The organism is Stappia sp. P2PMeth1 (genome assembly GCF_900185735.1).
GTDB lineage: Bacteria > Pseudomonadota > Alphaproteobacteria > Rhizobiales > Stappiaceae > Stappia.
The window spans coordinates 144,016-170,022 of the sequence record NZ_FYAW01000009.1 but is presented as its reverse complement, the minus strand read 5'-3'; the positions used below and the strand labels follow the sequence as shown (position 1 = coordinate 170,022).

Annotated in this window: 23 protein-coding genes; 9 read left to right on the top strand and 14 right to left on the bottom strand. The window is 63.2% G+C overall.

Features of this window, described 5'->3' with window-relative positions; translation table 11 throughout:
- Positions 1–10 precede the first annotated feature (10 nt).
- Together P2PM1_RS03775 and P2PM1_RS03770 are read right to left on the bottom strand one after the other, a co-directional pair.
- On the bottom strand, positions 11–1,012 hold the full coding sequence (locus P2PM1_RS03775; RefSeq protein WP_186398175.1) for a GlxA family transcriptional regulator: 1,002 nt from the start codon (positions 1,010–1,012) through the stop codon (positions 11–13).
- A complete protein-coding gene (locus P2PM1_RS03770; protein ID WP_186398174.1) occupies positions 1,009–1,575 on the bottom strand; it encodes an isochorismatase family protein in 567 nt (188 codons plus the stop codon). Before P2PM1_RS03770 ends, P2PM1_RS03775 begins: the two co-directional genes overlap by 4 nt.
- Positions 1,576–1,792: 217 nt before the next feature.
- On the opposite strand from P2PM1_RS03770, the gene P2PM1_RS03765 reads away from it, so the two are divergent.
- The 3 genes from P2PM1_RS03765 to P2PM1_RS03755 all read left to right on the top strand — a co-directional run bounded on the left by P2PM1_RS03765 (position 1,793) and on the right by P2PM1_RS03755 (position 2,913).
- Entirely contained in the window at positions 1,793–2,332 is a 540-nt protein-coding gene (locus tag P2PM1_RS03765) for an alpha/beta hydrolase (protein WP_186398173.1), read from the top strand.
- Between the two features lie 31 nt (positions 2,333–2,363).
- Entirely contained in the window at positions 2,364–2,573 is a 210-nt protein-coding gene (locus P2PM1_RS03760) for a TSUP family transporter (protein WP_186396600.1), read from the top strand.
- 148 nt (positions 2,574–2,721) lie between these two features.
- On the top strand, positions 2,722–2,913 hold the full coding sequence (locus P2PM1_RS03755; RefSeq protein WP_186388313.1) for a hypothetical protein: 192 nt from the start codon (positions 2,722–2,724) through the stop codon (positions 2,911–2,913).
- 61 nt (positions 2,914–2,974) lie between these two features.
- On the opposite strand, the gene P2PM1_RS03750 is transcribed toward P2PM1_RS03755, so the two are convergent.
- From P2PM1_RS03750 to P2PM1_RS03720, 7 genes are all read right to left on the bottom strand, one after another.
- Positions 2,975–4,237 (bottom strand): class II aldolase/adducin family protein, encoded by a 1,263-nt coding sequence (locus tag P2PM1_RS03750; RefSeq protein ID WP_186398172.1) that lies wholly within the window; start codon positions 4,235–4,237, stop codon positions 2,975–2,977.
- Between the two features lie 19 nt (positions 4,238–4,256).
- A complete protein-coding gene (locus P2PM1_RS03745) occupies positions 4,257–4,568 on the bottom strand; it encodes an antibiotic biosynthesis monooxygenase (protein ID WP_186388314.1) in 312 nt (103 codons plus the stop codon).
- 8 nt (positions 4,569–4,576) lie between these two features.
- Positions 4,577–5,068, bottom strand: a complete 492-nt coding sequence (gene rbsD, locus P2PM1_RS03740) for a D-ribose pyranase (RefSeq protein ID WP_186398171.1) — start codon at positions 5,066–5,068, stop codon at positions 4,577–4,579.
- 33 nt (positions 5,069–5,101) lie between these two features.
- Positions 5,102–5,827: an ATP-binding cassette domain-containing protein gene (locus P2PM1_RS03735; RefSeq protein ID WP_186388316.1), complete on the bottom strand. Its 726-nt coding sequence runs from the start codon at positions 5,825–5,827 to the stop codon at positions 5,102–5,104.
- Between the two features lie 71 nt (positions 5,828–5,898).
- Complete coding sequence (locus P2PM1_RS03730) at positions 5,899–7,038, bottom strand: substrate-binding domain-containing protein (RefSeq protein ID WP_186398170.1); 1,140 nt, start codon at positions 7,036–7,038, stop codon at positions 5,899–5,901.
- Between the two features lie 41 nt (positions 7,039–7,079).
- Entirely contained in the window at positions 7,080–8,105 is a 1,026-nt protein-coding gene (locus P2PM1_RS03725; protein WP_186398169.1) for an ABC transporter permease, read from the bottom strand.
- A gap of 178 nt (positions 8,106–8,283) precedes the next feature.
- Positions 8,284–9,216, bottom strand: coding sequence for a sugar-binding transcriptional regulator (locus P2PM1_RS03720; protein ID WP_186388319.1), 933 nt, complete (start codon positions 9,214–9,216; stop codon positions 8,284–8,286).
- A gap of 316 nt (positions 9,217–9,532) precedes the next feature.
- Here P2PM1_RS03720 and P2PM1_RS03715 point away from each other — a divergent pair, with 316 nt between their 5' ends.
- The 5 genes from P2PM1_RS03715 (at position 9,533) to P2PM1_RS03695 (ending at position 14,187) form a co-directional block, all read left to right on the top strand.
- Positions 9,533–10,795 (top strand): LVIVD repeat-containing protein, encoded by a 1,263-nt coding sequence (locus P2PM1_RS03715; protein WP_208985172.1) that lies wholly within the window; start codon positions 9,533–9,535, stop codon positions 10,793–10,795.
- A 32-nt stretch (positions 10,796–10,827) separates the two neighbouring features.
- Positions 10,828–12,393, top strand: coding sequence for an autoinducer-2 kinase (gene lsrK / locus P2PM1_RS03710; protein ID WP_186388321.1), 1,566 nt, complete (start codon positions 10,828–10,830; stop codon positions 12,391–12,393).
- 559 nt (positions 12,394–12,952) lie between these two features.
- On the top strand, positions 12,953–13,753 hold the full coding sequence (locus tag P2PM1_RS03705) for a DUF1883 domain-containing protein (RefSeq protein ID WP_186398168.1): 801 nt from the start codon (positions 12,953–12,955) through the stop codon (positions 13,751–13,753).
- A 26-nt stretch (positions 13,754–13,779) separates the two neighbouring features.
- The gene (locus P2PM1_RS03700; protein WP_028035895.1) at positions 13,780–13,977 is read left to right on the top strand and encodes a hypothetical protein; all 198 of its coding nucleotides are present in this window, start codon (positions 13,780–13,782) and stop codon (positions 13,975–13,977) included.
- A 12-nt stretch (positions 13,978–13,989) separates the two neighbouring features.
- Positions 13,990–14,187 (top strand): hypothetical protein, encoded by a 198-nt coding sequence (locus tag P2PM1_RS03695; RefSeq protein WP_186398167.1) that lies wholly within the window; start codon positions 13,990–13,992, stop codon positions 14,185–14,187.
- Positions 14,188–14,328: 141 nt separating this feature from the next.
- Here P2PM1_RS03695 and P2PM1_RS03690 read toward each other — a convergent pair whose 3' ends face one another.
- Genes P2PM1_RS03690 through P2PM1_RS03680 form a run of 3 tightly spaced genes read right to left on the bottom strand, consistent with a single transcriptional unit; the run spans position 14,329 to position 22,148 of the window.
- Positions 14,329–15,645: an McrC family protein gene (locus P2PM1_RS03690; protein WP_186398166.1), complete on the bottom strand. Its 1,317-nt coding sequence runs from the start codon at positions 15,643–15,645 to the stop codon at positions 14,329–14,331.
- Positions 15,645–18,884 carry an AAA family ATPase gene (locus P2PM1_RS03685; protein ID WP_244301394.1) on the bottom strand — a complete coding sequence of 1,080 codons (3,240 nt, stop codon included), beginning with the start codon at positions 18,882–18,884 and terminating at the stop codon, positions 15,645–15,647. Before P2PM1_RS03685 ends, P2PM1_RS03690 begins: the two co-directional genes overlap by 1 nt.
- The gene (locus P2PM1_RS03680; RefSeq protein ID WP_244301393.1) at positions 18,885–22,148 is read right to left on the bottom strand and encodes a TM0106 family RecB-like putative nuclease; all 3,264 of its coding nucleotides are present in this window, start codon (positions 22,146–22,148) and stop codon (positions 18,885–18,887) included.
- Positions 22,149–22,296: 148 nt separating this feature from the next.
- On the opposite strand from P2PM1_RS03680, the gene P2PM1_RS03675 reads away from it, so the two are divergent.
- Positions 22,297–23,280, top strand: a complete 984-nt coding sequence (locus tag P2PM1_RS03675) for a YafY family protein (protein WP_186398164.1) — start codon at positions 22,297–22,299, stop codon at positions 23,278–23,280.
- 523 nt (positions 23,281–23,803) lie between these two features.
- On the opposite strand, the gene P2PM1_RS03670 is transcribed toward P2PM1_RS03675, so the two are convergent.
- Positions 23,804–24,982, bottom strand: a complete 1,179-nt coding sequence (locus P2PM1_RS03670; protein ID WP_186398163.1) for a hypothetical protein — start codon at positions 24,980–24,982, stop codon at positions 23,804–23,806.
- A complete protein-coding gene (locus P2PM1_RS03665; protein ID WP_186398162.1) occupies positions 24,975–25,985 on the bottom strand; it encodes a nucleoid-associated protein in 1,011 nt (336 codons plus the stop codon). Before P2PM1_RS03665 ends, P2PM1_RS03670 begins: the two co-directional genes overlap by 8 nt.
- Between the last annotated feature and the right edge of the window lie 22 nt (positions 25,986–26,007).

Here is a 26,007-nt window from a genome sequence, read left to right as displayed (position 1 = left end):
CCGCCCCGCCTCAGGAGGCGGCGGCGCGCAGGCTGGTCGGCGAGGCGGGATGCAGCCGGTTCCAGGCCCGGCGGAACTGGCGGGCGGAGGAAAAGCCGGCTCTGGCGGCGATCTCCTCCATGTCGAGCCGCGAGCCGAGCACCATCTCGCGTGCCAGCGCGATGCGCATGCGGTTGACGAAATCGGTGACGCTGAGCCCGGTATGCTCGTTGAACAGACGTGAGAGATTGCGCGGGCTGGTGGCGGCAAGGCGTGCGAGCGCGGCGACGGTCCAGGCGCGGGCCGGATCGCCGGCGACCGCGTCCTGCACCCGGTGGATGGCGGGATGGATGTGGTTGCGCCCTTCCAGCCAGGGCGAAAGCTGCGGGTCGGCCCCGCCGCGCCGCAGATAGACGACGAGATAGCGCGCGACCGCCAGCGCCACGTCGTGGCCGGCCTCGCGCGCGACGATGGCCAGCATGAGATCGATGCCGGCTGTGATGCCGGCGCTGGTCAGCCGCTCGCCGTCCTCCACGAACAGGCGGTTGTCGCGCACCCGCGCGGTCGGCGCGGCGCGGCGCAGGTCCTCGATCGCCGCGTGATGGGTGGTGCATTCGCACCCTTCCAGCAGGCCGGCACGGGCGGCGAGCAGCGCGCCGGAACAGATCGTCACCAGCCGGATGCCGAGGCGCACCACCCGGCGCAGCCAGTCGGCGATCTCCGCTTCCAGCGGCGCGTCGTCCTTGCGCGTGTCGGCCTCGCTGCCGAGCGGCCTGTCGGCGGCGCCCGAGACCACCACCATCGCCCCGTCGGGAAGGGCGGCGGGCAGCGGCGCGATGCCGGCAACGGCAAGGCCGACGGAACTGGTGACACTCGTCGCCGGGCCGACATAGGTCACATCGAAACGCAGCCGCGCCTGCTCCATGTTGGCCTTGCGCAACACCTCGACCGGGCCGGCAATGTCGAGCAGCAGCGCGCGCGGCGGAACCACCACGAAGACGGGTATGGTCCGCACGCGCGCCGCCTCGCTCATGCGGCGAGCCGGCCGGTCGTGGCCGCGGCCAGCGCCTCCTCCACCGTGGCGATGCGGGCGAAGCGGCCGGCAAGCACCAGCTCGCTGCGGGCGCGGATCTCGGCGGCGCTCCACTCGCGCCCCGCCGCATCGGTCATCGGGAAGGTCAGCGTCGCCTCGCCGACGAAATCGACCTCGTATCCGAGATCCGAGGCATGGCGCGTCGTCGTCTCGCAGCACTGCTCGGTGCGGATGCCCGAGACGATCAGCCGCCGGATGCCGCGCTCGGTCAACCAGACGTCGAGGCCGCTGCCGACCAGCGCGCTGTGGCGCCGCTTGCGGAAGACCGCGTCGGCGGCAAGGCGCAGCGGGGAAAGCGGCACGACGAAGCCGGAGCCTTCCGAAAACGGACCGGTCTCTTCCACATGGAAGATCTGCACCAGCGGAATGCCGGCGGCGGCGGCACCGTCGATCAGCGCCTGCTGGCGCTCCAGATAGAGGCCGAGCCCTTCCTCGCGGAAGTAGGGCCGGTGGCGGAAGGACTCCTGGACGTCGACGACGATGAGGGCGGTATCTGCGGACATTTCCGGTATCTCCTGACGAGGGACAGTATCCGCAGGATAGCGCCGCCCTCAAAGGGCGAAATGCACGCTCCGGACGGATGAGGGACAATTCGCGCCAAAACTGTTGCCGAAGGTGCGTGAGAAATGCTCCATGCCGGCTGAGATCGCTTCAGTTTCCTCCACGGTGGTTCGCCCTGTAGTCTTCCTGCCGGGCTGGCGAACACAGCAGGGGCGCGCAATGACGGACGGACTGGTTCTTCCCGGCATCGGCGGGTCGGGCGAGGCACATTGGCAGAGCCTGTGGGAAGCGGAGGATGCCGGGCTAAGGCGATTTGCCCCGGCCGACTGGGACCGGCCGGAACTTGCCGAGTGGATGGGCGCGCTGGAGCGGGCGCTCGCCGGCTTTTCCCGTCCGCCGCTGCTGATCGCCCACAGCCTCGCCTGCCTGCTGGTCGCCCATGCGGGGGAACGGCTTGTCGGTCGCGTGCGCGGGGCGTTCCTGGTGGCGGTGCCGGACCCGGAGGGACCGGCCTTTCCGGGCGAGGCAGCGAGCTTTCGCGATGTGCCGGCGCGGGCGCTGCCGTTCCCGGCGCTGATTGTCGCCAGCAGCGACGATCCCTACGGCACGCCGGAGCATGCCCGCCGGCGGGCGCGGGACTGGGGGGCCGGGCTCGTCGAGATCGGCGCAAGGGGCCACATCAACGGGGCGAGCAGTCTGGGCTCCTGGGCCGAGGGGCGAAGGCTTTTCGACGCCTTCGCCGCAGGCGCGCGGGGCTGAGATTGGGGGCGTCGAAGTCGGCCTTGCCGAGATGTTCCTGCTGCTGGCAGCCGGGCTTGTCGGCGGCGCCTGCAACGCCATCGCCGGCGGGGGCACGTTCTTCACCTTTCCCGCGCTGCTGCATATCGGTGGGCCGCCGGTCGCCGCCAATGCCACCAGCGCGATCTCGATCTGGCCGGGCCATGCCACGAGCCTGCTGGGATATCGCGAGGAGCTCCGCCTTCCCAGTCGGCGCGGCTGAAGGCCAGCGCCCCCGTCTTCATCCTCGGCGGCATCGTCGGCGCGGCGCTGCTGGCGGCGACCAGCAACGCGGTCTTCCGGCAATTGATCCCTGGCTGCTGCTGGCGGCAACGCTGCTCTTCGCCGCCGGACCGAGGCTGCGCGCCTGGGTGAGCGCGCCTCGCGGCGGTGAACTGCCGAGAGCCGCTCTGCTCGTCATCGATTTCGCGGTCACCGTCTATGGCGGCTATTTCGGCGCCGGACTCGGCATCCTGCTGATGGCAGCGCTGGCCTGCATCCTGCTGATCTATCTTGTGCTGGGCTGCGTGATTGCTCCCCAGGCGAACCGGCAGTCCGGCTAACCGGCACCCTCCCAGCACATCTTGGAAGGCCTGGGGGCAGGTCACACGGCGGCCCCGAGCCCTATTTCTTCAGCTTTGCTTGTTCCAGAGACCAGTATTCCATGTCGAAGAGATCGGCCGTCGACAGCGGCGTAAATCGGCCATAGGCTTCCGACGCTTGGATGACCCGTGCCGTCTGCGACGCGAGATCGGCAACGATCCTCGCCTCGGCATCACTGCCCCCGACACCGAACAGTCCCATGCCCCGCACCAGGATCACCCGCGGCAGCGGGTCAAGCATCGTCTTCGGCTCGCTGGCCTGCACCGCATGGTGCTCGAAGTAGCGCTCATAACGCCCGGCGAAATCCGCAAGGGCGGCGTCCAGTTCGGCCGCGCTTTCCGTGCCGTCCAGAACCAGGGGGAACGGCTTGACCCTGATGACATGGTCCGGGGTGATCGTGCCCCGACCGGTGATCTCCACCAGGTCCGGTATTTGCAGGAGAGTGTCGATTGCCGCATCCGCGCGAAAATCGAGCGCAACGCCCGAGGCAAAGGCTGGCCCGGCAGCCCGGATGCGCTCCGACAGAAGATCGCGAAAGGCCCAGCTTCCGGCGGTGTCGCCAAGCGGGGCAAGCGGGGGAACGAGACGCACCCCGTGCTCGGCCAGATGCGCCTCCGCCATGTTCACGAACTCGATCATCCGATCATAGGACTGGCGCGCCGTCTCGCCGAACGTGAAAAGACCGTGATTGACCAGCCAAAGCCCCTCGCAGTCAGGATTTTCGTCGAAGATCCGCGCTGCCTCGATGGAGAGGTCGTAGCCAGGCATCACATAGGGCACGATGGCAAGGCGCCGGCCATAGAGGCGCCGACCGATTGCTGCTGCATCAGGCTGGTTCACAAGGGCCAGCACTGCCGCCGCATGGGAATGGTCGACATATTTTGCCGGCAGGAACGCATGAAGCAGGGTTTCGATGGATGGGTTAGGTGACGCTGGATCGAGCAGATGAGCCCGCAGCAACGCCACCATTTGCGGATCGGACAGGGCAGCCCCCGACCGCGCCTCGCACAACGGAGCCAGTTCGAGCGCGGGAAGACCGGGAGCCTTGATCGTCCCCAGGTCCCAGCCGCTGCCCTTCACATGCAGGACGGGCCTAAGCTCACCATCGGCCATGCGGCGCCGCGTCTTGACCGAGGTGTTGCCTCCGCCATGCAGCACGAGATCGGTCTCGCCGCCGATCAGCCGCGACGTGTAGATGCGCAGGGCCAGGTCGCGCTCGGCCTCCTCCTCCCCGGCTCCGCGCAACCAGGCTGCCGCCTCGTCGTCATTCCACCTGTTGATCATCCGCACGTCATCCATCGCCTCAAACCTGCTCGTTCACCAGATCCGACATCACCAGTCGATAGATGTCCTTGGTGCGCGGTCCGGTCATGATGTCCTCCAGCAGCGCCACGGTCGTCTTGTAGTGCTCGGTGCGACGGTGATCGTCGACGCTCTCGGCGCTGCGGAAGATCTCGACGATGGTGAACCGCGTCTCTTCCTCCGGATCCTGGAGCACGTCGAAACGCAGGTTCCCCGGCTCCCGGATCGTGCCCTCGTAGTTAATCCGGAAGGCATCGAGGAAATCCTCGATGCGATCCGGCTTCACCTGGATGTGAACCAATTGAACGAACATCTGCAGGCTCACTCCACGCCGACCTTACCGAACTTCACATTCAACTCGTGACGCTCCGTCCAGCTCTCCGGAACCGGCGCTCCGGTGTTGCTGAACCATTCCTGGACGGGAATGCCGGAGACGAGCGCGACATTGCCCCAGGGCATCCAGGCGCCGGTGCGCACGATGTATTTCGCACCGCGATAACCATCCTCGTGGAACCAACTGTTGGGACGGGTGCTGGCCTTGGCGTCGGGGAAGACCTCGGCGACGCCGTTCCAGGCGTTCGGGTTGTTCTCCTTGGCGTCCTCGATCATGTGGTATTCTTCCACCCACATTTCCTGGCGGATCGCCCGCAGCACGGTAACCAGATCCGGCACGCCGGGGCACAGGGCCAGATCGATGACCCGGTCGTCATAGGCCATGGGGTAACCGGCATCGGTGACGAGCAGAATGTCGTCATGGCCCATCTCGGAGATGGCCCGGCTCAGTTTCACGTTGAGAATTCCATTCCGCCGCATGGCGTTGTCCTTTCGTTTGGGAAGGTCGTTGGTTCAGGCGTGTCCCTGAACGATGAGAGAGATGATTTCGTCCTGGGAGGTGGTTGCCATGTCACGCATGCCGGCCATCATACCCAGATGCAGGATGGCCACCCGGTCGCAGACCTTGCGCACATGGCCCAGGTCGTGACTGACCATGATGATGCCGATGCCCTTGTCGGCGAGTTCCCGCACGACGGAGAGGACTTCGTCCCTGGCGCTCGGGCTGAGCGCCGATGTTGGCTCGTCGAGGATGATATAGCGGCTGCCGAAGGCGGTGGTCCGCGCCAGCGCCGACACCTGCCGCTGGCCACCCGACAGGTGGCCGGACGGCGTACGGACATCGAAGGGGCGCACGGAGAAGCTGTTGACGATCTCCTGGGCTCGCTTTCGCATCTCGCCGTATTTCAGGAAGCCGAAGCGGTTGGTGATCTCGCGGCCGAGGAAGATGTTGTGCACCACCGGCATGTCGTCGAACAACGCAAGATCCTGGTACAGCATCGCAATGCCGGTATCTCGCGCCTCCGACGAACTTGAAAACGAACAGAGCTCGCCGTCCACTTCGATAGTGCCCGTGTCTGGCGTCACCGCGCCTGCCAGCACCTTCATCAAGGTGGACTTGCCCGCGCCGTTGTCTCCCAGCAGCCCGACCACCTCGCCGGCTTTCACTTCCAGATCGATGTTCTCAATCGCTTTCACCGGCCCGTAGGATTTGGAAATTCCGCGCAGAACCACGCTCATGTCATGCCATCCAGTCTTCGCAGATATCTTGGAGGCGGGGGCCACATCGCGGCCCCCGCAACATGGGAGGCTCAGCGGTCGAGCTGGCCGGAATAGCGGAAAGCATGCGCAGTTTCCGCGTCGATCGCCTCGCTCGACATCTTGTAGTCCAGCGGCTTGATCGTCGCGGCCAGGACGACCGGCACCGGGTCACCCTGCGCGTGGGCCCGGATGGCTTCCGCGACCGCGACGCCCCAGTCGTCATTGACGCGGAACGCCGTCACCTTCAGGCCGCCTTCCTTGATCGACTTCAGTTCGTCGGCGCCGCCGCCCCAGCCGTTGATGATGACGTCATCCAGAACGCCGCGCTCGGTCGCGGCCGCCAGCACGCCAAGCGCCACGGCGGTGTTGCCCGCGTGCAGCATCCGGATGTCGGGATGGCGGCTCAACAGCGCGTTGGCTCCGCTGAAGGCGAGCTCGCGGTCGCCGTTCGCCTCGAACTCGCCGACCAGTTCCATGTTGGAGTTCTTGGTAACGCAGTCGGCGAAATGGTCCGACCGCTGGCTGTCGATGAGGCCGGGAATGTAGCGCACGAGTGCGAACTTGCCCTCGCCGCCGGTCTCTCCGATCACCCACTGACACAGAGCCTCGGCGCCGATCGTATGGTCGAAACCGACATGGGTAATCGGTTGCTTGTCGGTGCCGTAGGTGTCCACGAAAGGATTGACGACGTTCATCACCAGCGTGGGCAGGGTCTCGGCAAGGCGGGAGATGTTCGACTTCTGCACCTGATACTCGGACGGGCCGATCACGACATAGTCGAAGTTGCCGGCCAGAACCTGCTCGACCTGTGCACCCTGCCGGTCGTGCTCGTCCGGCTTGATCATGAACTCGGTGATCTCGAAGGGCACGCCGAGTTCTTCAAGGCGCTTGCGGGTCGAGATATTGAGACGGGCCCAGGCGTCCGAGGTTTCAAGGCTCGGGAACATCAAGGCGATGCGCAGCGGCTTGTCGAACGTCTTGGTGCTGGCAACCGGCTCGGCAACCACCGACTTCATGAACTCGTCCATGGCCGCCCGTTCGGCCGGCACCATTTCGTGCAGCTCGGGGAGCAGGAAGTAGCCGCGCTCCTTGGCGCCTGCCGGCACCTCCTGGGCCGCAAGCGGCAAGGACAGGGCAAGGGTTGCGGCTCCGGTCAGCAGGATTGTTCTTGCAAGGGTCTTCTTGGTCATTTCGTCTCCTCCACTTTGGTTTTTTTGGTATTTGGGTAAATCTATTCCTCGCTGCGGCTGTTGCTGCGGGAGTAGAGGCCGATGGTGATCAGGATGACGGCGCCGGCGGCCACGTGTTGCCAGAAGGCCTCGAAGCCGAGCATCACCACGGCATTGGTGATGGTGGCGAGCAACCACGCCCCGAGCAGCGTGCCGATGATCGAGCCGCGTCCGCCGAACAGGTTGGTGCCGCCGACGATCACCGCCGCGACCGTGTTCAGCAGGATTGTCACCGCACCCGAGGCGACGACCGCATCGAGACGACCGGTCAGGATGATGCCGCCAAGCGCCGCGATCAGGCCCATGAACACATAGACGCCAACCCGGTAGTTGAGGACGCTGATGCCGAGCCGCCGGGCCGCGATCGGGTTGCCGCCGACCGCATGCAGCCGGGCGCCGATCTTGTGATAGGCAAAGATGCAATGCGCCGCGACGATGAAGGTGAGCGCGATAATCAGCGGCATCGGGATTCCGAGCAGCCGCCCGCGTCCGAGCCAGGTGACGAATTCCGGAAAGCCGAAGAAGACGCCGCCGCCGGCATAGACCAGCGCAAGCCCGCGGAACACGAGCTCCGTCGAAAGCGTGACGATGAAGTCCGGCATCCGTAGCTTGGTGATCAGCAGACCGTTGATCAGGCCGCAAAGCCCTCCCGTCGCGAAACCGACAAGCACCGCGAGCCAGAGCGGCAGGCCGAAATCCTTAAGGGCGGCCGCAAAGGCAACGCTGGACAGCGTCAGAATCGCGCCGATCGACAGATCGATGCCACGGGCGGTGATGACGGCCGTCATACCGATGCCCAGCAACATGATCAGCGACGCGTCGAGGGAGATCGCCCGCATGTTGCCGACGGAAAAGAAGCTCGGCGTGGTGAAGGCCATGATCAGGGCAATGATGCCCAGCATCAGCGCCGGCGCAGCCAGCGGGACCTTCGTGGGGCCGAAGAGCGGGGGCAGGTTGCCGCGCCAGTTCGAGGTTTCGAGCACCTGGCGCTGCCGCGCAGCCGGGCCATCGTCTTGTACGAGTGCCAATATTCCCTCCCAGAAATATGTTCATTTGTTTTTTGTTGGATCAATTGAACACACAGCTTGGAAAGAGTGTCAAGCGCCTCGTTTTACCTCCGCGCCATCGGCACCTGCGCGCGCAGCCGCACGCCCTGCCAGGCAGGGGGCGGGAAGGTCGGAAAACAGGCGGGAAGAAGCGCGCGGATCACCCCACCAGAGCGTGGGCGGTCTGCTCGTCAGTGATGAAGATATTGATGAAATCGCCCTGCAGGGCCGCCCGTATCGCGGGTACCTTATCGAGGCCACCGGAGGCGGCGATCATCCGCGGAGCCTCGCGGTAGCTCTCCAGCGGCAAGCCGATCACCCGTTCGTGCAATGGCAGGTCGATCTCCTTGCCCTCAGCATCGAAGAACCGGCAAAGAACGTCGCCGATCGCGCCGCTCCGGCGCATCGCCTCAATCTCTGCGGGGTGGACATAGCCGCGGCGGATGACGCTGGCGGTCTCGTCAACCGCGCCAATGCCGACCAGCGCGAAATCGGCCTTCAGCGCCATCTGCAATGTGTTGCGCACGCTGGCGTCGCGCAGCATCGCCTTGGCGATCTGGGCATCCTCCACCACCAGCGGCGCCGGCACGAGGAACATCTTGCAATCGGCGCTGACCACACGAAGCCCGTCGACATAGGCCTGAACACCGCCGGTCATGCCGACAAGGTCGATCCGGCGATCGTTCACCAGATGCCCCAGGCGGCGGATCGCCGCGCCGACCATTTCCCCCCAGCCGACCGCCAGAAGCCCGCCTTCATCCAGGCGCTGCATGAGGAACTGGGCCGCGGCCTGGCCAAGCCTTTCGCTGCGCGGCTCCCCCGGTAGATGCGGGATGACTCGCACTTCCTCCAGCTTGAACCGGTCCTGCAAGCGACGCTCGATCTCCAGGCATCCCTGCAAGGCGGAGTTGATCCGCACCTCCAGCATGCCGCTGCGGCGACCGTTCTCAAGCATTCGGGAGACCTTGATACGCGGCAGACCCAGCTTTTCGCCAATCGCCTGTTGGGTCAGCCCATCATGGTAGTAATACCAGGCCACACGGGCCAGCAGCGCGTCTTCCTCGGAAATGATCGGCGTCTCGAATGCAGTCATGGACGATCTCTCAGGCACGCGCCAAGACGTCGGCCCCGTCTGACGCAGGGGCCTCCGCGTGAAAACGCGACGGCATTACGAATCAGGCTCCGCCAAACTTCAAGCCGAAACCGGCCAACCTTGGTCCAGCGCGTTTGCCCCAGGACCGACGACCCGGTCAAGGCAAAAAGCGGGACGCGGCGCTTGACGAGTCCCAACGGGAATGTTCATATGTTTTATATAAACACAAATGATCTATTCGTAAAGCGATCCGGCATCCGCTGCCGCACCTCGAAGGAGGCGGTGGACAGCCAGACGTTCCCCCGGAGAGGAAACCATGACCACCGCAACCACCCTGCGCGCGCCCGCCCACGCTTTCAACATGCAACTGATTGGCCACTGCACCCAGGGAGGGAGATCCGACGGTACGCAGATCATGGTGCGCGACGGCTACGCCTATGTGGCCCACATCTTCTCGAAGGGCTTCAGCGTGATCGACGTTCGCGATCCCTCCCGCCCTCGCACGGTGAACTATATCCCCTCCCCGGCCAATACCTGGTCGCTGCATCTTCAGGTGCATGACAACCTCCTGCTGACGGTTCACGCGCAGGACCAGTTTGCCAAGCCGGAGAGCGACGACGAACGCAACTACTACAAGGCAGATACTAGCGATATCTCCAAGGCGATGCAGTCGGCGGACCGCAACCACTCCGCCGGCATGGCCGTCTACGACTTGACCGATCCCGTAAACCCGCGACAGATCGGCTTCATGCCGGTCAATGGCGTTGGCCTCCATCGCATCTGGTATGCGGGCGGGCGCTGGGCCTATGCGTCCGCGCAGATCGAGGGGTTCACCGACTTCATTCTCGTGACCATCGACATGTCCGATCCCACAAGACCGGAGATCGTCGGCCGCTTCTGGCTGCCGGGAATGAACGTCGCTGCCGACGAGGTGCCGGACTGGCCGCTTGCGGAGGGGCGCTACAGCCTGCACCACCCGATCGTCCATGGCGACACCGCCTATTGCGGCTGGCGCGATGCCTGCCTCGTCGTGGTCGATGTGAAGGACCGCGCGGCTCCCAGGATGATTGCGCATCGCAACTGGGCGCCGCCCTTTGGCGGCGGCACCCACAACTGCCTGCCTCTGCCGGATCGCGACCTGCTGATCGTGGTCGACGAGACGGTCCTCGACAACGAGGAGGACGGCGACAAGCCGATCTGGGTCTTCGATATCCGCAACCCCGCCAATCCGGTCTCCATCGCCACCTTCCCCAAGCCCAACGACCGCGACTACAAGGCCGTCGGCGGCCATTTCGGACCGCACAACGTGCATGAAAACCGGCCGGGCAGCTTCGTCAGCTCGACGCTGATCTTCTCCACCTGGCAGAACGCCGGCCTGAGGGTCCACGACATTTCCAACCCCTACGCCCCCCGTGAAGTCGGCGCGCTCGTGCCCCAGGCGCCGACGCATCATGTCGACCACCGTCCGGGCCGGCCGCTGGTTATCAACACCACCGACGTCTTCGTGGACTCTGCGGGCCTTGTCTATTTTACTGATTTCAGCGGCGGCGGCCTGCACATCGCCGAGTTCAACGGCTGAGACCGGCCGGCACACGCGACGAGGAGAGCTCAATGCCGCAATACTATCTCGCCATAGATGCCGGCACCGGCAGCGGTCGGGCGGTGGTCTTCGACGACGCCGGCCGGCAGTGCGGGCTCAGCCAGGAAGAGTGGGCCCATATCAGCGAGGCCGGCGTCCCCGGCTCGATGAGTTTCGACTGTGCGGGGAACTGGCGGCTTCTCGCCCGCTGCATCCGCCGCGCCATCGCCAGTGCCGGCATCCGCGCGGATGAGATCGCGGCGATCAGCTCGACATCGATGCGCGAGGGCATTGTCGTCTACGACGCGGCAGGAAACGAGCTGTGGGCCTGTGCCAATGTGGACGGACGGGCGACCGCCGAAGTCGCCGACCTGAAAGCGCGGGACGAGGAACTGGAAGCGCATTTCTACCGCGTCAGCGGCCAGACCTTCGCGCTCGGGGTCTGGCCACGGCTGAAATGGCTGCGCCGGAACCGCCCCGGCATCTTCGAGAAAGCAGCCAGACTGTCGATGATCAACGACTGGGTCGCCGCCCGCTTGAGCGGCGAGATCGTGGTCGAACCCTCCAACGCGGGAACCACAGGGCTGCTGGACCCCGGCGCGCGGCAATGGTCGGACGCGCTGATTGACAGGGCCCAGTTGCCGCGCGAGCTGTTTCCGCGCGTCGTCGAGCCCGGTTCGGCGATCGGCGGCGTGACGGCGAAGGCCGCCGAGGAAACCGGGTTGAAGCCCGGCACCCCGGTGATCTGCGGCGGCGGCGATGTGCAGATGGGAACGCTGGGGCTTGGCGTCACCCGCGATGGTGATGCCGCAATTCTCGGCGGCACGTTCTGGCAACAGGTGATCAACATCCCGACGGGCCGCACCGACGACACGAGGCGGGTGCGTATCAATCCGCACGTGGTTGCCGGGCTGAACCAGGCGGAGTGCATCTCGTTTTTCGTCGGCCTGACCATGCGCTGGTTCCGCGACACGTTCTGCGGCGAGGAGAAGGAAGAGGCCGCCCGGCGCGGTATGGACGTCTATGCCCTGCTGGAGGAAATGGCCGCCAGGATTCCGCCTGGCAGCAACGGGATCATCCCGGTTTTTTCCGATGCGATGGATTTCGGGCACTGGTACCACGCGGCGCCCTCCTTCCTGAACATGTCGATCGAGCCGGGGCACACCACCAGGGCGAGCCTGTTCCGTGCGCTGGAGGAGAATGCCGCAATCGTCTCCAGCATCAATCTGGAACGGGTGATGAGCTTCTCCAAGGTCCGCATCGACAAGCCGGTGGTGTTCGCCGGCGGCGCGTCCAAGGGCGCGCTATGGGCGCAGATCCTGGCCGACGTTCTGGGTCGCGAGGTCGCCATCCCCAGGGTGCGTGAAGCGACCGCCTTGGGGTGTGCCGCGGTCGCAGCCTTCGGCATCGGAAATTTCTCGTCTCTGGCCGAGGCCGGATCGGAAATGTCCGAGGTGGAGCGCATTGTCACGCCCAACCCCACGATGGCGGAGACCTATCTCGCGGCACGGGAGCGCTGGGAACGCGCTTACCCCCAGCAAAAGGCCCTGACCGACGCAGGCGTGACCTCCGCCATGTGGCGCGCGCCGGGCGTCTGACTGTAAAAGCTATGAAGGTTGCCCGGGGTAGGGTCGCTTGCCCCGCCCCGGCCACGGATGACCGGACTAGGACGCGGCACTCACAGCGACCGCGAGCAGGGCTGGAACTACCTGCATGTCTGCGTCGATGACGCCAGGCGTCTAGCCTATTGCGAGATTGTGCCCAGCGCGACCCCAGCACCTTATTGACGCGTGCCCTCGCCTGGCTGCCCGGCACGGCGTGCAGGCCAGTGCATGATGACCGACAATTGCTCTTGGAAAGACAAGTGGTGGTAGCGGAGGAGGGCTACCGTCAATCCCCACACCTACCGGAAATACGCTACAGGCTCCGATTGTACTCTCGGACATTGGCCGCCTAGCCATACTGACAGCACTGGAGCTTCCAGACCCTCCCGTCATAGCGAAAAAGCTGTCGATCAACTCTAGCCGCCGATGGAGTCCTCGGTCTTATCTGAGACTGCCAATCGCTTGGCGTCCGCCAAACGAAAAGCATGGCAGGTTTTGACACCCCAATGTGCCAGCCTCCATCTGAAGGACCGGTGGTTAACGGGTGAACTCGATGAATTTTACGCATTACAATCTGGGGCACGTCGAACGGGGCAGTGTCGTCGTGGTGACGCTCAGCGGCAGCGCGGCCAACGTTCGCCTCATGGATGGCTCAAATTTCAGCAACTACAAGGCGGGCCGCCGCCATCGTTACGTCGGAGGACTCGCCAAACGTTCCCCCGTGCGCCTGCCGGTGCCGCATTCCGGCACCTGGCATGTTGCCGTCGACATGCAGGGGTTGCGTGGTTCGGTGCGGTCCGGTGTTCAGGTGATCCGAGGTGATGCGCTCAAGCCTCTTCCTGCAATCAACGAGGCACCGCTGCGTAGCGTCCCCACACTCGTTCGCAATGCCGAGGACGAACTCGCGCCCACGACCGAAGCCCCCGATGGCCGGGTTTTCGATGTTTTCATCTCCCACGCATCGGAGGACAAGGATGAAGTCGTGCGACCGCTGGCGAATGCACTGCGCGAAGCAGGATTGTCGGTCTGGTACGACGAATTCGAATTGCGGATCGGCGACAGCCTTCGCCGCAAGATCGACCGCGGTCTGGGAAGCAGCCGCTTTGGCGTGGTCGTGCTGTCGCAGGCGTTCTTTGGCAAGGGCTGGCCCGAATACGAGCTCGATGGACTGGTAACCCGCGCCGTGTCGGGCGAGCAGGTCCTGCTGCCGATCTGGCACAACGTCTCCAAACGCGAGGTGATTGGCTACTCGGCTTCGCTCGCGGATCGACTGGCGCGCAGTACCGCCACTCACACCGTCGAAGAGATTGCCGCGGAAATTGCCGACGTCGTGCGCCTGCCGAATGCAGCGTGACCCCGGACGCCCCAGGAGAGACCCAAATGAGAAAGCAGATTGAAGATGAATGGACAGGTTGGGACGGCGACACCATCGTCCGGCTGACCGACGGTTCGGTATGGCGCCAGGAGGAATATCACTATGAGTATCACTACGCGTACCGCCCCTCGGTGACCCTGTCCGGCAATGTTATGCATGTCGAGGGCATGAGCCGCGGCATTCGCGTCCGCCGGATCGACTAGGAGAACAGGGGAATGCAGACACGCATTGCAGGAGCCTGGACGGGCTGGAGCGGCGATACCATTGTCAAGCTCGCCAACGGAACGGTCTGGCGTCAGGATCAGTATTATTATCGCTATCAGTACAAGTACCGGCCACGCGTGGTGATCGACGGCCGGTATATGCATGTCGAGGGCATGCCCAAGGCTGTGCGCGTGCGCCGCATCGATTAGCGGTCAGAGTGTCGCTTCTGCAGCGGCGCTCAAGACGCCGAAACCTTAATCATGATCGTCCCTCGCAACGCTTGTCGCCTTCTGGAGGCAAGCCTCGCCGCTGCCGGTTGAACCGAACTCCCTCATCAGAAGACCAACGGATCATTCCGCCGGTTCCAGAGCCGTCGGCTCTAAGTCCAGGATCAGACGGCGAAGCCGATCCAACATATCCGCGCTGTTGGCCACATCGATGCTCGCGGTCTCCAGGACCGTGGTGTGCCCAGTAATCGAAAAACGCCCCTGGACCGCATCTTGCGTCCCGAGGCCCGGATGGTGGGGATAGAGCAGCATCAGGCGCGGCGCGTCATACAGCTGAGCATAGGCCATCATCTGGTAGACATCGGCCTGCGAGACGCCCAGCTTGGGGTCATCGATCCGCGCGGATATCCGCTTCCATTTGGTGTCGATGACCTGGATGACCCTGCCACCCTGCCGGATGAGAATATCGGGCCGGGTCTGGAACAGGGCGCGTCCGCTGTCCTCAGCGCTCAGGCAAAACAGCCGCCCGCCTTGCAGCGACACAGTAAGTCCGGTCCCTGCCAGAGAGCGGGCGATCAAGCGCCCGACATATTCCTCGAACAGCGCATCCATCTCAAACAGCATGGCGGTGCCTTGGCCCACGCCGCCCGTGGTCGTCTGATAGCGGTCCTGCAAAAAGAGCCGGGCCATGGCGAAGAGCTCCTGCCAGGATCGGTTGGTGCGGTCGATCACCACCTGATCCCAGGGTAGAGCGGAAACTGGCACGTCGGTAATATCGGCATAGACGAAGGCCAGCTCGCGCAGACGTTGCTGGTTGGCGGCGCGCCGTGAGAGGCGCGCCAGGCGCAGCACTGCCGCTTTCATGATCCGGTTGAGCGGGGTGTCTTCGGACAAGAGATCGAAGCGGCAGGCAAGGCGCGACGGGTTGACCGCATGGCGGGTGAACTGACGGGTGATGTCGAGCTGGCCGCGCAATGTCGGCAGATCGTCTTCGCAGGTGATATAGCGGCGCGGCATACCCTTGCGCAGAGCGTCGGTCAGCTTGTCGCAAAAGATGCGGATCAGGATTTCGAGCAGGGTCTCGCGCTGCCAGGCAAGATCGGTGATGACGCCGAGATCGATCTTAAGGTCGAGCGCAACCGCGAGCATATGCACCAGCCGCTTGCGGATCGCCGCGTTCTGGTGATCGGTTGTTTCCCCTGGCGCCACGTCGATCTTGGGCAGAATCTCCAGGCTCGCATCGTCCGCTGCCAGAATTCCGACCACGCCACGCGCGCGCAAGGCATGCCGGCCATGTTCGAGCACGCCGCTGCCGCCGCGTCCGGCAAAGGTCGAGCGAGCCGCGAGGCTTGCCAGCCTGTCGGCGTGGCGCTCGAGGATCTGACCTTCGCCCTCGCCATAGGCGAGCTTGCCCCATTCCCGAACCGTATAGGCGGGCATCAGGCGGCAAAGTCCGAAAAATCGAAGCGCGCCTTGACGCTCCAACGCAACTTGTCGCCGCCCAGTTCATCATCAGCAAAGCCAGCCGGCGCCGTCAGCCGCTGGGCTTCGAGGAAATGGGAACCATTGGTGCCGTCGCCATCGCCGAGCACCGCGGCGACTTTCGACCAATCCTCGTAAAAATACTCGGCCAAGAGCGGGATGATCTTATGGCGCATAACGTCTTCGACATCGGCGCGGCTACGGCAGCCGGTGAAATAGGCGTGGCCGATCTGGTGTTCGCGATCGAAGAGGTATTCGATACGCTCGTTGATGGTCTGGAGCAGCTTGCACAGATCGATCCCATCGAGTTTTGCGGCATTAAGCCCCTTGGCCGCCAGCGCCTGGCGCAGTTCTTCGACGTCGGGCATCAGCTCGCGGAAGGTGAAGCGGCGGCGCAATGCGGTGTCGAGCAGCGCGATCGAGCGGTCTGCGGTATTCATCGTGCCAATTATGTGCAGGTTGGCTGGCACGCCGAATTCATCTCCCGAATATGGAAGACGCACTTTGAGCGCATTGGCTCGACCCAATCGCTTATCGGGTTCCAGGAGCGTAATGAGCTCGCCGAACACCTTGGAAATATTGGCCCGGTTGATTTCATCGATAATTAGTACGAAGGCCTCGCGTTCGGCATCGGGGTCAGCCTCCTTGATTGCGCTGTTCATGTAACGCTCAAGGGCGGGAATATTGAGGCGCTCCTTCTTCAGCCAGTAGAGCGACCGCATAGTGAAGTTGCCGTCATAGATCTCGGTAACGGGAACGCCCGCAGGATCGTGCCAGAGCCAGCGGACGGCACGTCTGTGGCCGAATTTTCCCTCTGGTCGCGGATGATATTCGTAGGTGCCAGTTACCTCACCTATGGCTCGGACCAAGCGATTCCCCTTCGAGACCACGATGATATCGCCGGCCTTAAGACGATTGCGAAAAGTGTCGGTGATCGACACCTGCCCTGATTGCAGGGTGACAGGCCCTTCGATCTTGCCCTGTGCTTCGCACGCTTTCAGGATCTCCTCGGCGTTTTCGTACTTTGGGTCGCTCCAGTCGATGTCTTCCCAGTCAAGGAGGGTATAACCGCCTTCGATCACTTCCTCGAAGAGCTCCTGGTCGCCAGCATCCCTGCTGAAGCCCACCGACATCTTGTAAATCTGGCGGCCCTCCGTCGTTATCCGGTTGCTGATCGCTTTCTTGCCGAGCCCGGTCTCGGCTCGTTTCGCAATGCGCCGGAATATCCCGGGCACGGTTTCGAGCCGGAACCCTGCCGAAGCCGCTTCGTCGCCTTCGTCTGATCCTGTCGTGGGCTGACGACCCTCGACAAAATCCTCATAGGCCATCGACTGATGGAACGTGACGAATTCGATCCGCCCTTCACCGGCGAGCCGACGATATTCAGCCATCAGGGCATCGCGGTCATTGCGCAGCGGTTCGGCCGCGGCATCGCCCAAGCAAAGCCGCACCGCCTCCCAGGCCGTTGCGTAGGTCTTGCCAGTTCCCGGCGGCCCGTAGAGGATCAGATTGGTAGTGGCGGGCATCGCGGTGGTGGGTTCGAGCGTCATGATCTGGTGCCCTTCGGGTGCGGCGAGCTGATAGGTGAAGACTGTAGAACTACTGGGATTGGGCAGGGTGTGCTTCGGTGCAGGGACATTGGCGAGGTTCTGAAATTTCTCGCCGCCGAGCGCGCTGCAAATGGCCGGGAACGCATCGCGCAGACCCATGTCCCGGCTAAGGTCGCTGGCGCGGATCGCGACTTCTGCCGCGACGTTGTCACGCGCCGGTTCGACATAATAGTTGCGCGCGCAGAGCCGGATGCGATCGGCGTCACTGATCAGATGCTCATAGCGTTCGGGCGGGGTGACCGGCGCATTATCGGCATCGACGATGATGTATCCGGCATTATGGAGCTGGGCGGCGGCATCGGCCTTTTGCCCCCAGCCACCATTGAGCTCCGACTTGCCGCGCAGGAAGCCGACGATCGGCTTCGAGGGGTAGACCCGGTTGGGCCGCTCGCGTGTCGAACGCACCCAATAGTCGCGCGGCTCGCCGAAGGCCTCGAAGATGGCGGCGTGCTCACCCGACTGGCGATAGCTGTCATAGGCGTCCATCGCCGCCTCGATCGCTTCGCGCGAAAAGGTAGCCGCATCTTCTTCCTTGTAATCGTGGACGATCCACAGCGCGCTTTGCACGTCGATCATATCGCGCGGCGCCAGACCCCGGTCCGCAAAAGCGCGGCGGACTGCCTGCATGAAGCGCCATTCGTCGCGATAGGTGTCAGCCATTGACGCATGATCGGGAAACCGGCTGCCAACGGCTTCCAGCCAGAGGTCCTGGCGCACGGAATGGCGGATATAGATGCCCTCGTCGGGAGCGAGATGGAGGAACAGGAATTCGGCGATCTGGCGTGCCGGATCGGGTTTACCGTCCGGGACGGCCGTAATCCACGTGTCAACAAAGACCTCCAGCGCCGAGGCGTGACCGTCCGCTGCGCTAAGCGCGGCGTCGACAAGCGCGCGCAAGGCCGGCCAGAGCTGCTCACGATCGGCGTCTCCTTTGGGCGACATCGGCCAATAGGCGCGCCATTGCAGCAGGTTGCTTTTGGCCAGCGCGGTGTTGACGGCATCGGCCAGTTCCTGGTCGGAACCGGCCTGCGCGATCGCCGTCCTGAGCGCGGCGGCTATCTCGAGCTTGTAGGTCCGCTCCGCCTCATCGAAATGCGGATCAGGCGGGTCGAACCGCTCGAAATTGGGAAAGAAATGGCGCAGCCGCTCGATCCAGCGCGTGATCGCGGCCGGGTTGAGCACCAGCGCATCGCCGGTTTGCGTCAGCACCGCGATCAGCCGGCGCAGGGCTTCGGCATTTTCGATCCTGACGACAAAGCAGTCATCATCGCCAAAGGACCAGTCGCGGCTGAGGGCAGAATGCCGACCGCCATCCTTCATGCCGCTCTGATAGGGGCGCAACTCGGTGTCAAAGCCATTCGCCTCGAGCAGATCGCGCCATTTTATGTGCAGGAAGACATTGCCCGGATTCTGGATTTCCCACAGAAACCGCTCGCCGGCGCCAAATTCAAAGGACGCCATTTTCTTGGTAGCGCCGTCGCCCGGGCGAAGGCCCGAGCCGCGCAGCATGTCGAACAGTGCCCGGCGCAGCGGGATGGGTCGGTCGCGCTCATTTTCATCGACGCGCGCCTCGAAATTCTCCCACATTCAAATGTCTCCAAGTTCAGGCAATGCGCATAGCGTGTTGACGAGGCGCATCTGTTCGACGGTATCGCTTTTTGCTTCGCGCAGTCGCGGCGCGCCGAAGACGAGCGCCAGGCCCTTTGCGCGCGAGACAGCGACATTGATGCGGTTGAGTGAGAACAGGAAATCCATGCCGCGCGGCGTCTCTTCGACCGACGAGGCGGTCATTGACACGAGGCAAATGGGTGCTTCCTGACCCTGGAACTTATCGACCGTGCCGACACGAATTGCGGCGGGTAAAGCGTCCTGCAGCGCATTGACCTGCGCGTTGTAGGGAGCAACGACAATGATGTCGGTCGGCTCAAGGGGGCGCGTCGTCCCATCCTTGCCGGTCCAACTGCCCGCGAGCAGATCAGCGATTGCCGCCTGAATGGCAGCGACCTCTTCGGCCGCAATCTGCGCATTGCCCTCATGCGCGACCGGCACCCAGAATGCGCCAGCTGGAGGGTAGTGCGTCCCGCTGACCGCCTGGACAGCCGCATCGGGATGGCTGTCGAGACGGCCTTCATAGATTTGTTGCGAAATAAACCCGCATACATCGGGATGCATACGGCGCGAGATCGGCAGGAAGATGCCGCGATCGGGCGGGATGGTGGCGTGATCGCCCAGCATCCATTCAAGACAAGAAAGGTTGGCTGGATCGGGATGAGCGCCCTGGATGACCTGCGGCAATTGACGCGGATCGCCGACCAGAACGATGTTGCGCGCGCAGCGTCCCATAGCGACCATATTGGCCAGCCCCACTTGACCGGCCTCATCGACGAAGAGCCAATCGAGCGCCTGCTCGTGCTCGGGCCGGGCAAATAAGAAGGCGGTGCCGCCGACCACATGGGCGCGGCTCCAGAGCGAATCGTCATTGGCCGTCGAGCGGGTAACCCCGCTACAGTCCTCCGGATAGCCGTCCTCGCCGCTGCTGACCTTATGGCCAATGCACAGGCCCGGAACAAGGTCGCCATCACTTTGAGCGGCAAGGCACCCCATCAGCACATTGCGGATGGCTTCATGGCTGTTCGAGGCCACGCCAACGCGGTGACCCTGGCGCACCAGCGCAAGGATTGCGCGCGCGGTCACATAGGTCTTGCCGGTTCCCGGCGGCCCCTGGATGGGCAGCAGGGTGCCATCCATGGCGGCAATCGCGGCGATCGTGCCGGTCAAGGGATCGGCGCCATCGAGCAGATCGGCGCGCGGCCCTGTCGCAAGACGCGGCGCCGCGCGCGTGAGCAGATCGTCGAGAGCCGTCAGACGGCGCGCGCCGCACTGATCTTCGATCACGTCGCGCAGGGCTGCGGCAATGACGTCGGTTCTGAGCGGCCAGTCGGGATGAAGCGTCAGGCGATCGGCCAGGAGATGCGCTTTGCCTGGTCCTGCCTTGATGGCGATGAACCGGGCGGTGCGGTCGACTTCTTCGATGCTGACACTGGCAGGTGGGCCATCAATGACCGGAACAGTCGCTTTGCGGCCGGCGCGCAGCTTGGTCTCCTGGAGAGGAAAGCGATAGCGCCTCAGAACCGACCGCTTGACGGTCTCTGCCGGCCCGATCGCTTCCAGGCCGGCCAGCGCGTCGAGATCGTCGATCAGATCATCTTCGTCTTTGCCGGCGCTGTCGAACACCGCCCATTGCGCCGGCTTGGCCTCGCGCTTGTGGAACAGGCCGAGATTGAACAGCATGTCCTGCCGCTCCTGCGGCAAGCCGGATGCGGTAAGCCTAGCGCGCAAACCTTGCGTATCGGCGTCTTCCTCGGCTTCCTTATCGCCGGCATCGCCAGTCAGCACCGGCCAGAGCGCATTGGGTCGGATGCTGACCAGCCAATCGCGCAGCTCTTCGGTCGAGATGCAGTCGATGCGATTATAGTCTTCGATCTCATCGAGGATCAATTGTTCGCCGGTTTCACGCCAGCGCTCATAGGCAACGACCGAGCCGCCGGCGGTCTTCACCTCGCCCTCGCGTACGCGGCCATAGAAAACCTCCATCGACTTGATCGAGTAATTGGCTTCGGAGCCGATGAGAGCGCCCCGTACCACGGCGAAAAGATCGACAAAGCGCCGCTCGCGCAGCAGACGATCAAGGAAGGCCTCGCCGATCCCGTATTTGGCGGTCAGCCGCCGCAAAGCGGTGATCTCATAGGGCGCATAGTGATAGATGCGCGCTTCGGGGAAAGCCGCAAGCCTTTGCCGGAAGAAGTCGAGGAGCTCGGCCAGGGCCTGCGCTTCGGCGCTATGGTCATGCGCCCAGAAAGTCTTGAACTGGCCATCGAACCAGACGCCGTGTAGGTATTCGAGGCCGCCCTCGTAATGCGGATTGCCCTCGATATCGTAAAAGATGTCGCCCGCCTGCGGCGCGGGCAAGAGATCGAAGCCCTTGCCGGGTTCCGGCTCACGCAGCTCAAAGGCGGGCGCCCCGGTCTTGCGGGCATGCTGCAGGCGCGCCTGCGTCATCAGCCGCACCCGGGTTGTCTCGGCCATGCCGCGGATCGGCTGATCGAGCTTGGCCAACCCTTCCATGGTGGTAACACCAGCCGCCTCAAGCTTCTTAACCTGGGTCCGGGTGATATTGGCAACGTTGAACAGGCTGTCCTCGGCCTGCCACTGGCTTTCGCAATGATCGCCCCAACGGCACAGAGAACAATCGGCACAAGGGATCGGCCGGGTCGGCACCGGATTTTCGAGGAAGGCCTCGAGCCGCTGGCGCGCCATTCGGGCATAGGCCTGATAGTCGGCTAGCCGCAGGCGCGCCCGGCTGCCATCGCCCAGCTCGACATGGGCAAATTCCGGAGCGACACCCTGAATCTGCGTCAGCAGGTCCGAATAGAGCACCAGCTGCAGTACATGTTTGGGATGGGGACGCCGTCTGAGCTTCGTGTCGGTCACTTCATAGCTGAAGGAGCCCAAATCCGACGGGCGCTCGACGCGCTCGAGAAAATCCGACCAACCGCCCCAATTGTCGCCAAGCAGCGCTCCCTGAAAAACGATTTGAGGTCCCTCGGCCAGTGCCGCACGCGTTTCTCGCGCGTTTTTGGCGAGATCAGACCGCGCAATCTCGATTACCGACACACCCGACGCTTTGAGCTTCGCCAGATGGGCCGCTTCATGGGCATCGCCCTGCTTCTGGAGCAGAGCCGCGTCATCGCTGTCCTCGCGCGGCACGGGCCCATTGCCGCGCATATAGGCGAGATCGAGCGCAGTCGCATGGCGACAGCTCATGAACCGCATCAGATCCGATGCGGACAACAGTATCTGGTCCCCCTCAATAGTTCGCATTACCGCCCCCTCGTCGAGCGCAATCTACAACAAGACTTGCATCTCGACAGATTGCACGTTCAGCCATAGCGTAGGTGGGTGTCAATATCTGACATGGTCCACAAGCAGGATTGATTTCATGTCGTTTGCGAAGGCTCAGGACCTGATCAGGCTGGCGCGTCTGGCCGCCACACGGCGGACGGGCATCGGCCTTGATGAGATCTGCGAGGAATTCGGCATTTCGCATCGCACGGCGCAGCGCATGACCGATGCACTGGAAACGGTGTTCACCAATGTCGAAGCGGTGGATGGTGACGACCGGCGGCGGCGCTGGCGCGTCGCCGACCCGATGCTCGACCGGCTTCAGCCCCGCCAGGAAACGGCGATCGAGGCGCTGGAGATAGCTGGTCGTACCGCGCGCGGCGATGGCCGGCTTCGCCACGCGGCTGCTCTGGACGATATGCGCGACGGGTTGCTGGCCCGCCTGACGCCTAAGGACGCACTGCGCACCCAAACCGACGTCGAAGCAGTCCTCATAGCAATGGGAACGGTTACGCGCCCCGGCCCGCGCGTCAATCTAGCCCCCGCGGTACTGGATGCAGTTATCGAAGGGCTGCGGGGGCCTTTCCGTCTGCGGCTACGCTACAGAACCGAGGATGCACCCGAGCGGACAATAGAGCCGCATGGTCTTTTGCTGGGGCATCGCAGCTATCTGGTGGCGCGGCAGCCGGAGCGTGGGCCCGACATGCTGAACTTTCGCATGGACCAAATCCTGAGGGTTCAGACTCTCGACGAGAGCTTCACCTTTGTGCCCGGCTTTTCGCTGGAGGACTATGCTGCCCAATCGTTCGGCGTCTACCAGGACCCGGCGCAATATGACGAGGTCATCTGGCGGTTTGCGCCGCACGCTGCAGCGAGGGCGGCCGAGTTCTGCTTTCACCCGAAGCAAACGGTTGAAGCGCAAGAGGATGGTAGCCTCATCGTCCGCTTTCATGCGGCTGGCTGGCTCGAAATGGCATGGCATCTCTATTCATGGGGCGACGCAGTAGAGGTCATCGCCCCCGCTGGGCTGCGGAGCCTGGTTGAACACCACCGCAGAAGCGATTTCGATGCCTTGCCATGATCAGCTTCTAGATCGAAGTACAGTAGCGGCCAATCGTAAAGTTCACCCGCGCGTCGGAGCATGTCAACTTCTGACACCCTCCTCGAAATAATCATAAGACGCCCGATTCCTCGGATCATTTCGAAAAGGAGCATTTCGATGGCGAAAGGTAAAGGAGGCGGAAGCAATTTCCGCAGCGCAGTCACTGGGCGGTTTGTCACAGCCAAACAGGGACTGGCAAGCCCGCGGACCACGGTTCGGGAAGCGAAAGGTGGCGGAAGCACCGGGGGCACGTATCGAAGTGCCATTTCCGGTCGGTTTGTAACCACAAAGCACGGTAAAGCCAGCCCGCGCACCACAATCAAGGACAGCTGACGCCACCACCTCGGGGCGCCTCTGGCGCCCCCTTCTCTCCTTTTGCCGCGCTGCCGTTAGGCGCTCATGCCAGAATAGCGGCCCACCAGCCGCTGATGCATACCACCTTAACCTCTAGCCCACATGCGAAATTGAGTTGGTGGTTTTGTTCTCGGGGTGTATTCGCCTTCTAGAGACAGCTTTGGATATCCACGCCGATAAGTTTGCCGGCGGCCCAAGTGGCGAAGCTGGCGCCTCCAACGCCGACTGCGCCGATGACGACAAACACGACTCGGTGCCAGAAGGCTCGGCACTTGAGCCGATCAAACGCGTCATTGAAGTCCGTCTTTACCTGAGAAAAATCCCGAAGCAGCCGCTGCTGCTGACGCTCAAACTCGAACGTCACGGCATTCAGCGTCAGCCATTGATTCACAATCGAGGCGATGAGAAACAGCACGAAGATCCAGGCGCCTGCAACGACCGCAACGTTTGTCCATACGTCCACGCCGCACGCCGTGGCGGCTTTCAGCTGTGAGGCCACCACGATGGTCGCGAGCGGAATGGCAAGGATCTGCCCCTGTAGGTCCACGAAGGTCTTGTGAATGCGAGTGATGAACTCGGCTTGGGCAGTTTCGACTTCGCGCCGGATCTTGGAGTAGGTGAAGCTGGAGGCGAAGAGCCGATACCCAGCCGTAACCTTTTCGGTCAGGTCCGAGACCTCACGCATGATGAACCGGAAGCGCTGATTCACGGGCAGGCCTGCGACCAGATCGATGATCGCCTCGGAAAGAATCGCCAGTTTTTGCTCTTGGTGAACGGGTTCCTCAAACATTTTGATTAGTTGATGGACGTGGCTCGTCTCAATAGACATGAGGTCGTCTATCCCGTAGTTGACAGGAACTACGATCCTGCCATCGCGGAAGAACACGAGCTCCTGCTGCACCTTGTCCAAGAAGGCCGCCGCCTGCGCGAGCAACTTGATGAGACCGAGGGCAGCCCGGTACTTCACCTGAAGTTCATCAGGGGGCTGCGTGTTCCGTGTGATCCGCTGGTCGACAACGAAGTACGCCGACGGCTCCTCCACACGAGCACTTGACCCGGCAATTAGGTTGGCGAATGTGCGGGCAAAGCGCCCAAGCGAGGTCCTAGGCGAATTGAACTGGACTAGCGCTTCCTGGCCGAGCTCCAGCTTGTCGCGATCGGTGAGGACCGCCATCCCGGAGTCGGCCATAGCATCCTCGTCAGCTTCGACCAGCAACAACGTGTTCAAAATCGCTTGGTTGCTGATGGTCAGCCGACCGGTGCCGTCTGTCTCGAACTTAGTTACGGCATAGACGGCCTCAAGATCTGCCCAGCTAACCCTAGCCATTTCCGTATTCGACGGTCAGCTTCACCCTCAGGTCTTCGGGTAGGTTGCGTAGGGTGAGGGTTTCATTGTCGTGGTCGTAGGTCACCTCGCCTGCCTCGATTGCCGTCCGGTCGAACTCCAGGGCCCAATGGTCGGTACGACCCTTGAAGCGCACCAGCGTGTTCAGCATGGCCTTGTTAGGAATGAAGTTGTCGTTGAGCATCAGGTCCGGGTCGGCGAGATGCTCCCTTAGGCTGTCCGGGTCTTCGGGATGGAGCTCATTGGTGAGAGCATCGAACGAAAGCTCGACCTTCTTGGAGGCGGCCCGGTCGCAGATCTCCTTTGCTTTAGCCAGGAAGGCAGTCTTCTCTTCGGCCTCAAGACCCTTCTTCGCGGCCAAAGATTTCAGTGCCTCCACCAGGTTCCTGGTATCAACCTTATCCTGCACCGCGTCATCACAGCCGAGAAATGCCTGGAAGTACTCTGCAACGTTCCCCTTGCCTTTCAGGAAGCCGATGTAGCGCTCTTCCTTGGCTGCCCAGGCGCTAATATTGATGCGTCCGGCGAAGCGGAACCCGTCGATATCCAGGTGGGTAACGTCCTTGACATCATGTTGCTGGGTCAGTTGCGCGCTGAGCGTGTCGTTCACGATCGCCACCAGCAGATAATGCCGCTGGTCCCGCTGGAAGTGCGCGAAGAACACGTGCCCGCCCGTCGCTGCAGCCTTGGTCTGCGCGTTTACCGCCAGCGTTTTCATCAGCGCCTCGGTAAGCACGGCGAAATCCTTTTCCTCTGCCTCGATGTACTCACGAAGGTGGCGCGGAGTGGGAAAGTTGTCCTCATCCTCTGAGAATTTACCATGCGACTTGGACGTGCGGCGGCCATAGAGCTTGTGAAGCTGATCGACCAGCCTCTGGACCGTATTACTGACGGGCAGATCCGATTTGCCCAAGGAAATGTCGAACTTGTCCGCGTCCTTCTTCAGGTCGTGGACTGCAACGCTGATGATATTGTTTTCTGCCAAGGCCCCCTCCAAGTAAGACCGC

Coding starts and splice junctions, on each gene's coding strand:
- lsrK (WP_186388321.1), top strand. CDS start 10,828: ATGCCGCAATACTATCTCGCCATAGATGCCGGCACCGGCAGCGGTCGG.
- P2PM1_RS03730 (WP_186398170.1), bottom strand. CDS start 7,038: ATGACCAAGAAGACCCTTGCAAGAACAATCCTGCTGACCGGAGCCGCA.
- P2PM1_RS03720 (WP_186388319.1), bottom strand. CDS start 9,216: ATGACTGCATTCGAGACGCCGATCATTTCCGAGGAAGACGCGCTGCTG.
- P2PM1_RS03700 (WP_028035895.1), top strand. CDS start 13,780: ATGAGAAAGCAGATTGAAGATGAATGGACAGGTTGGGACGGCGACACC.
- P2PM1_RS03685 (WP_244301394.1), bottom strand. CDS start 18,884: ATGTGGGAGAATTTCGAGGCGCGCGTCGATGAAAATGAGCGCGACCGA.
- rbsD (WP_186398171.1), bottom strand. CDS start 5,068: ATGCGGCGGAATGGAATTCTCAACGTGAAACTGAGCCGGGCCATCTCC.
- P2PM1_RS03775 (WP_186398175.1), bottom strand. CDS start 1,012: ATGAGCGAGGCGGCGCGCGTGCGGACCATACCCGTCTTCGTGGTGGTT.
- P2PM1_RS03750 (WP_186398172.1), bottom strand. CDS start 4,237: ATGATCAACAGGTGGAATGACGACGAGGCGGCAGCCTGGTTGCGCGGA.
- P2PM1_RS03675 (WP_186398164.1), top strand. CDS start 22,297: ATGTCGTTTGCGAAGGCTCAGGACCTGATCAGGCTGGCGCGTCTGGCC.
- P2PM1_RS03715 (WP_208985172.1), top strand. CDS start 9,533: ATGACCACCGCAACCACCCTGCGCGCGCCCGCCCACGCTTTCAACATG.
- P2PM1_RS03765 (WP_186398173.1), top strand. CDS start 1,793: ATGACGGACGGACTGGTTCTTCCCGGCATCGGCGGGTCGGGCGAGGCA.
- P2PM1_RS03670 (WP_186398163.1), bottom strand. CDS start 24,982: ATGGCTAGGGTTAGCTGGGCAGATCTTGAGGCCGTCTATGCCGTAACT.
- P2PM1_RS03705 (WP_186398168.1), top strand. CDS start 12,953: ATGAATTTTACGCATTACAATCTGGGGCACGTCGAACGGGGCAGTGTC.
- P2PM1_RS03770 (WP_186398174.1), bottom strand. CDS start 1,575: ATGTCCGCAGATACCGCCCTCATCGTCGTCGACGTCCAGGAGTCCTTC.
- P2PM1_RS03745 (WP_186388314.1), bottom strand. CDS start 4,568: ATGTTCGTTCAATTGGTTCACATCCAGGTGAAGCCGGATCGCATCGAG.
- P2PM1_RS03690 (WP_186398166.1), bottom strand. CDS start 15,645: ATGCCCGCCTATACGGTTCGGGAATGGGGCAAGCTCGCCTATGGCGAG.
- P2PM1_RS03695 (WP_186398167.1), top strand. CDS start 13,990: ATGCAGACACGCATTGCAGGAGCCTGGACGGGCTGGAGCGGCGATACC.
- P2PM1_RS03760 (WP_186396600.1), top strand. CDS start 2,364: ATGTTCCTGCTGCTGGCAGCCGGGCTTGTCGGCGGCGCCTGCAACGCC.
- P2PM1_RS03735 (WP_186388316.1), bottom strand. CDS start 5,827: ATGAGCGTGGTTCTGCGCGGAATTTCCAAATCCTACGGGCCGGTGAAA.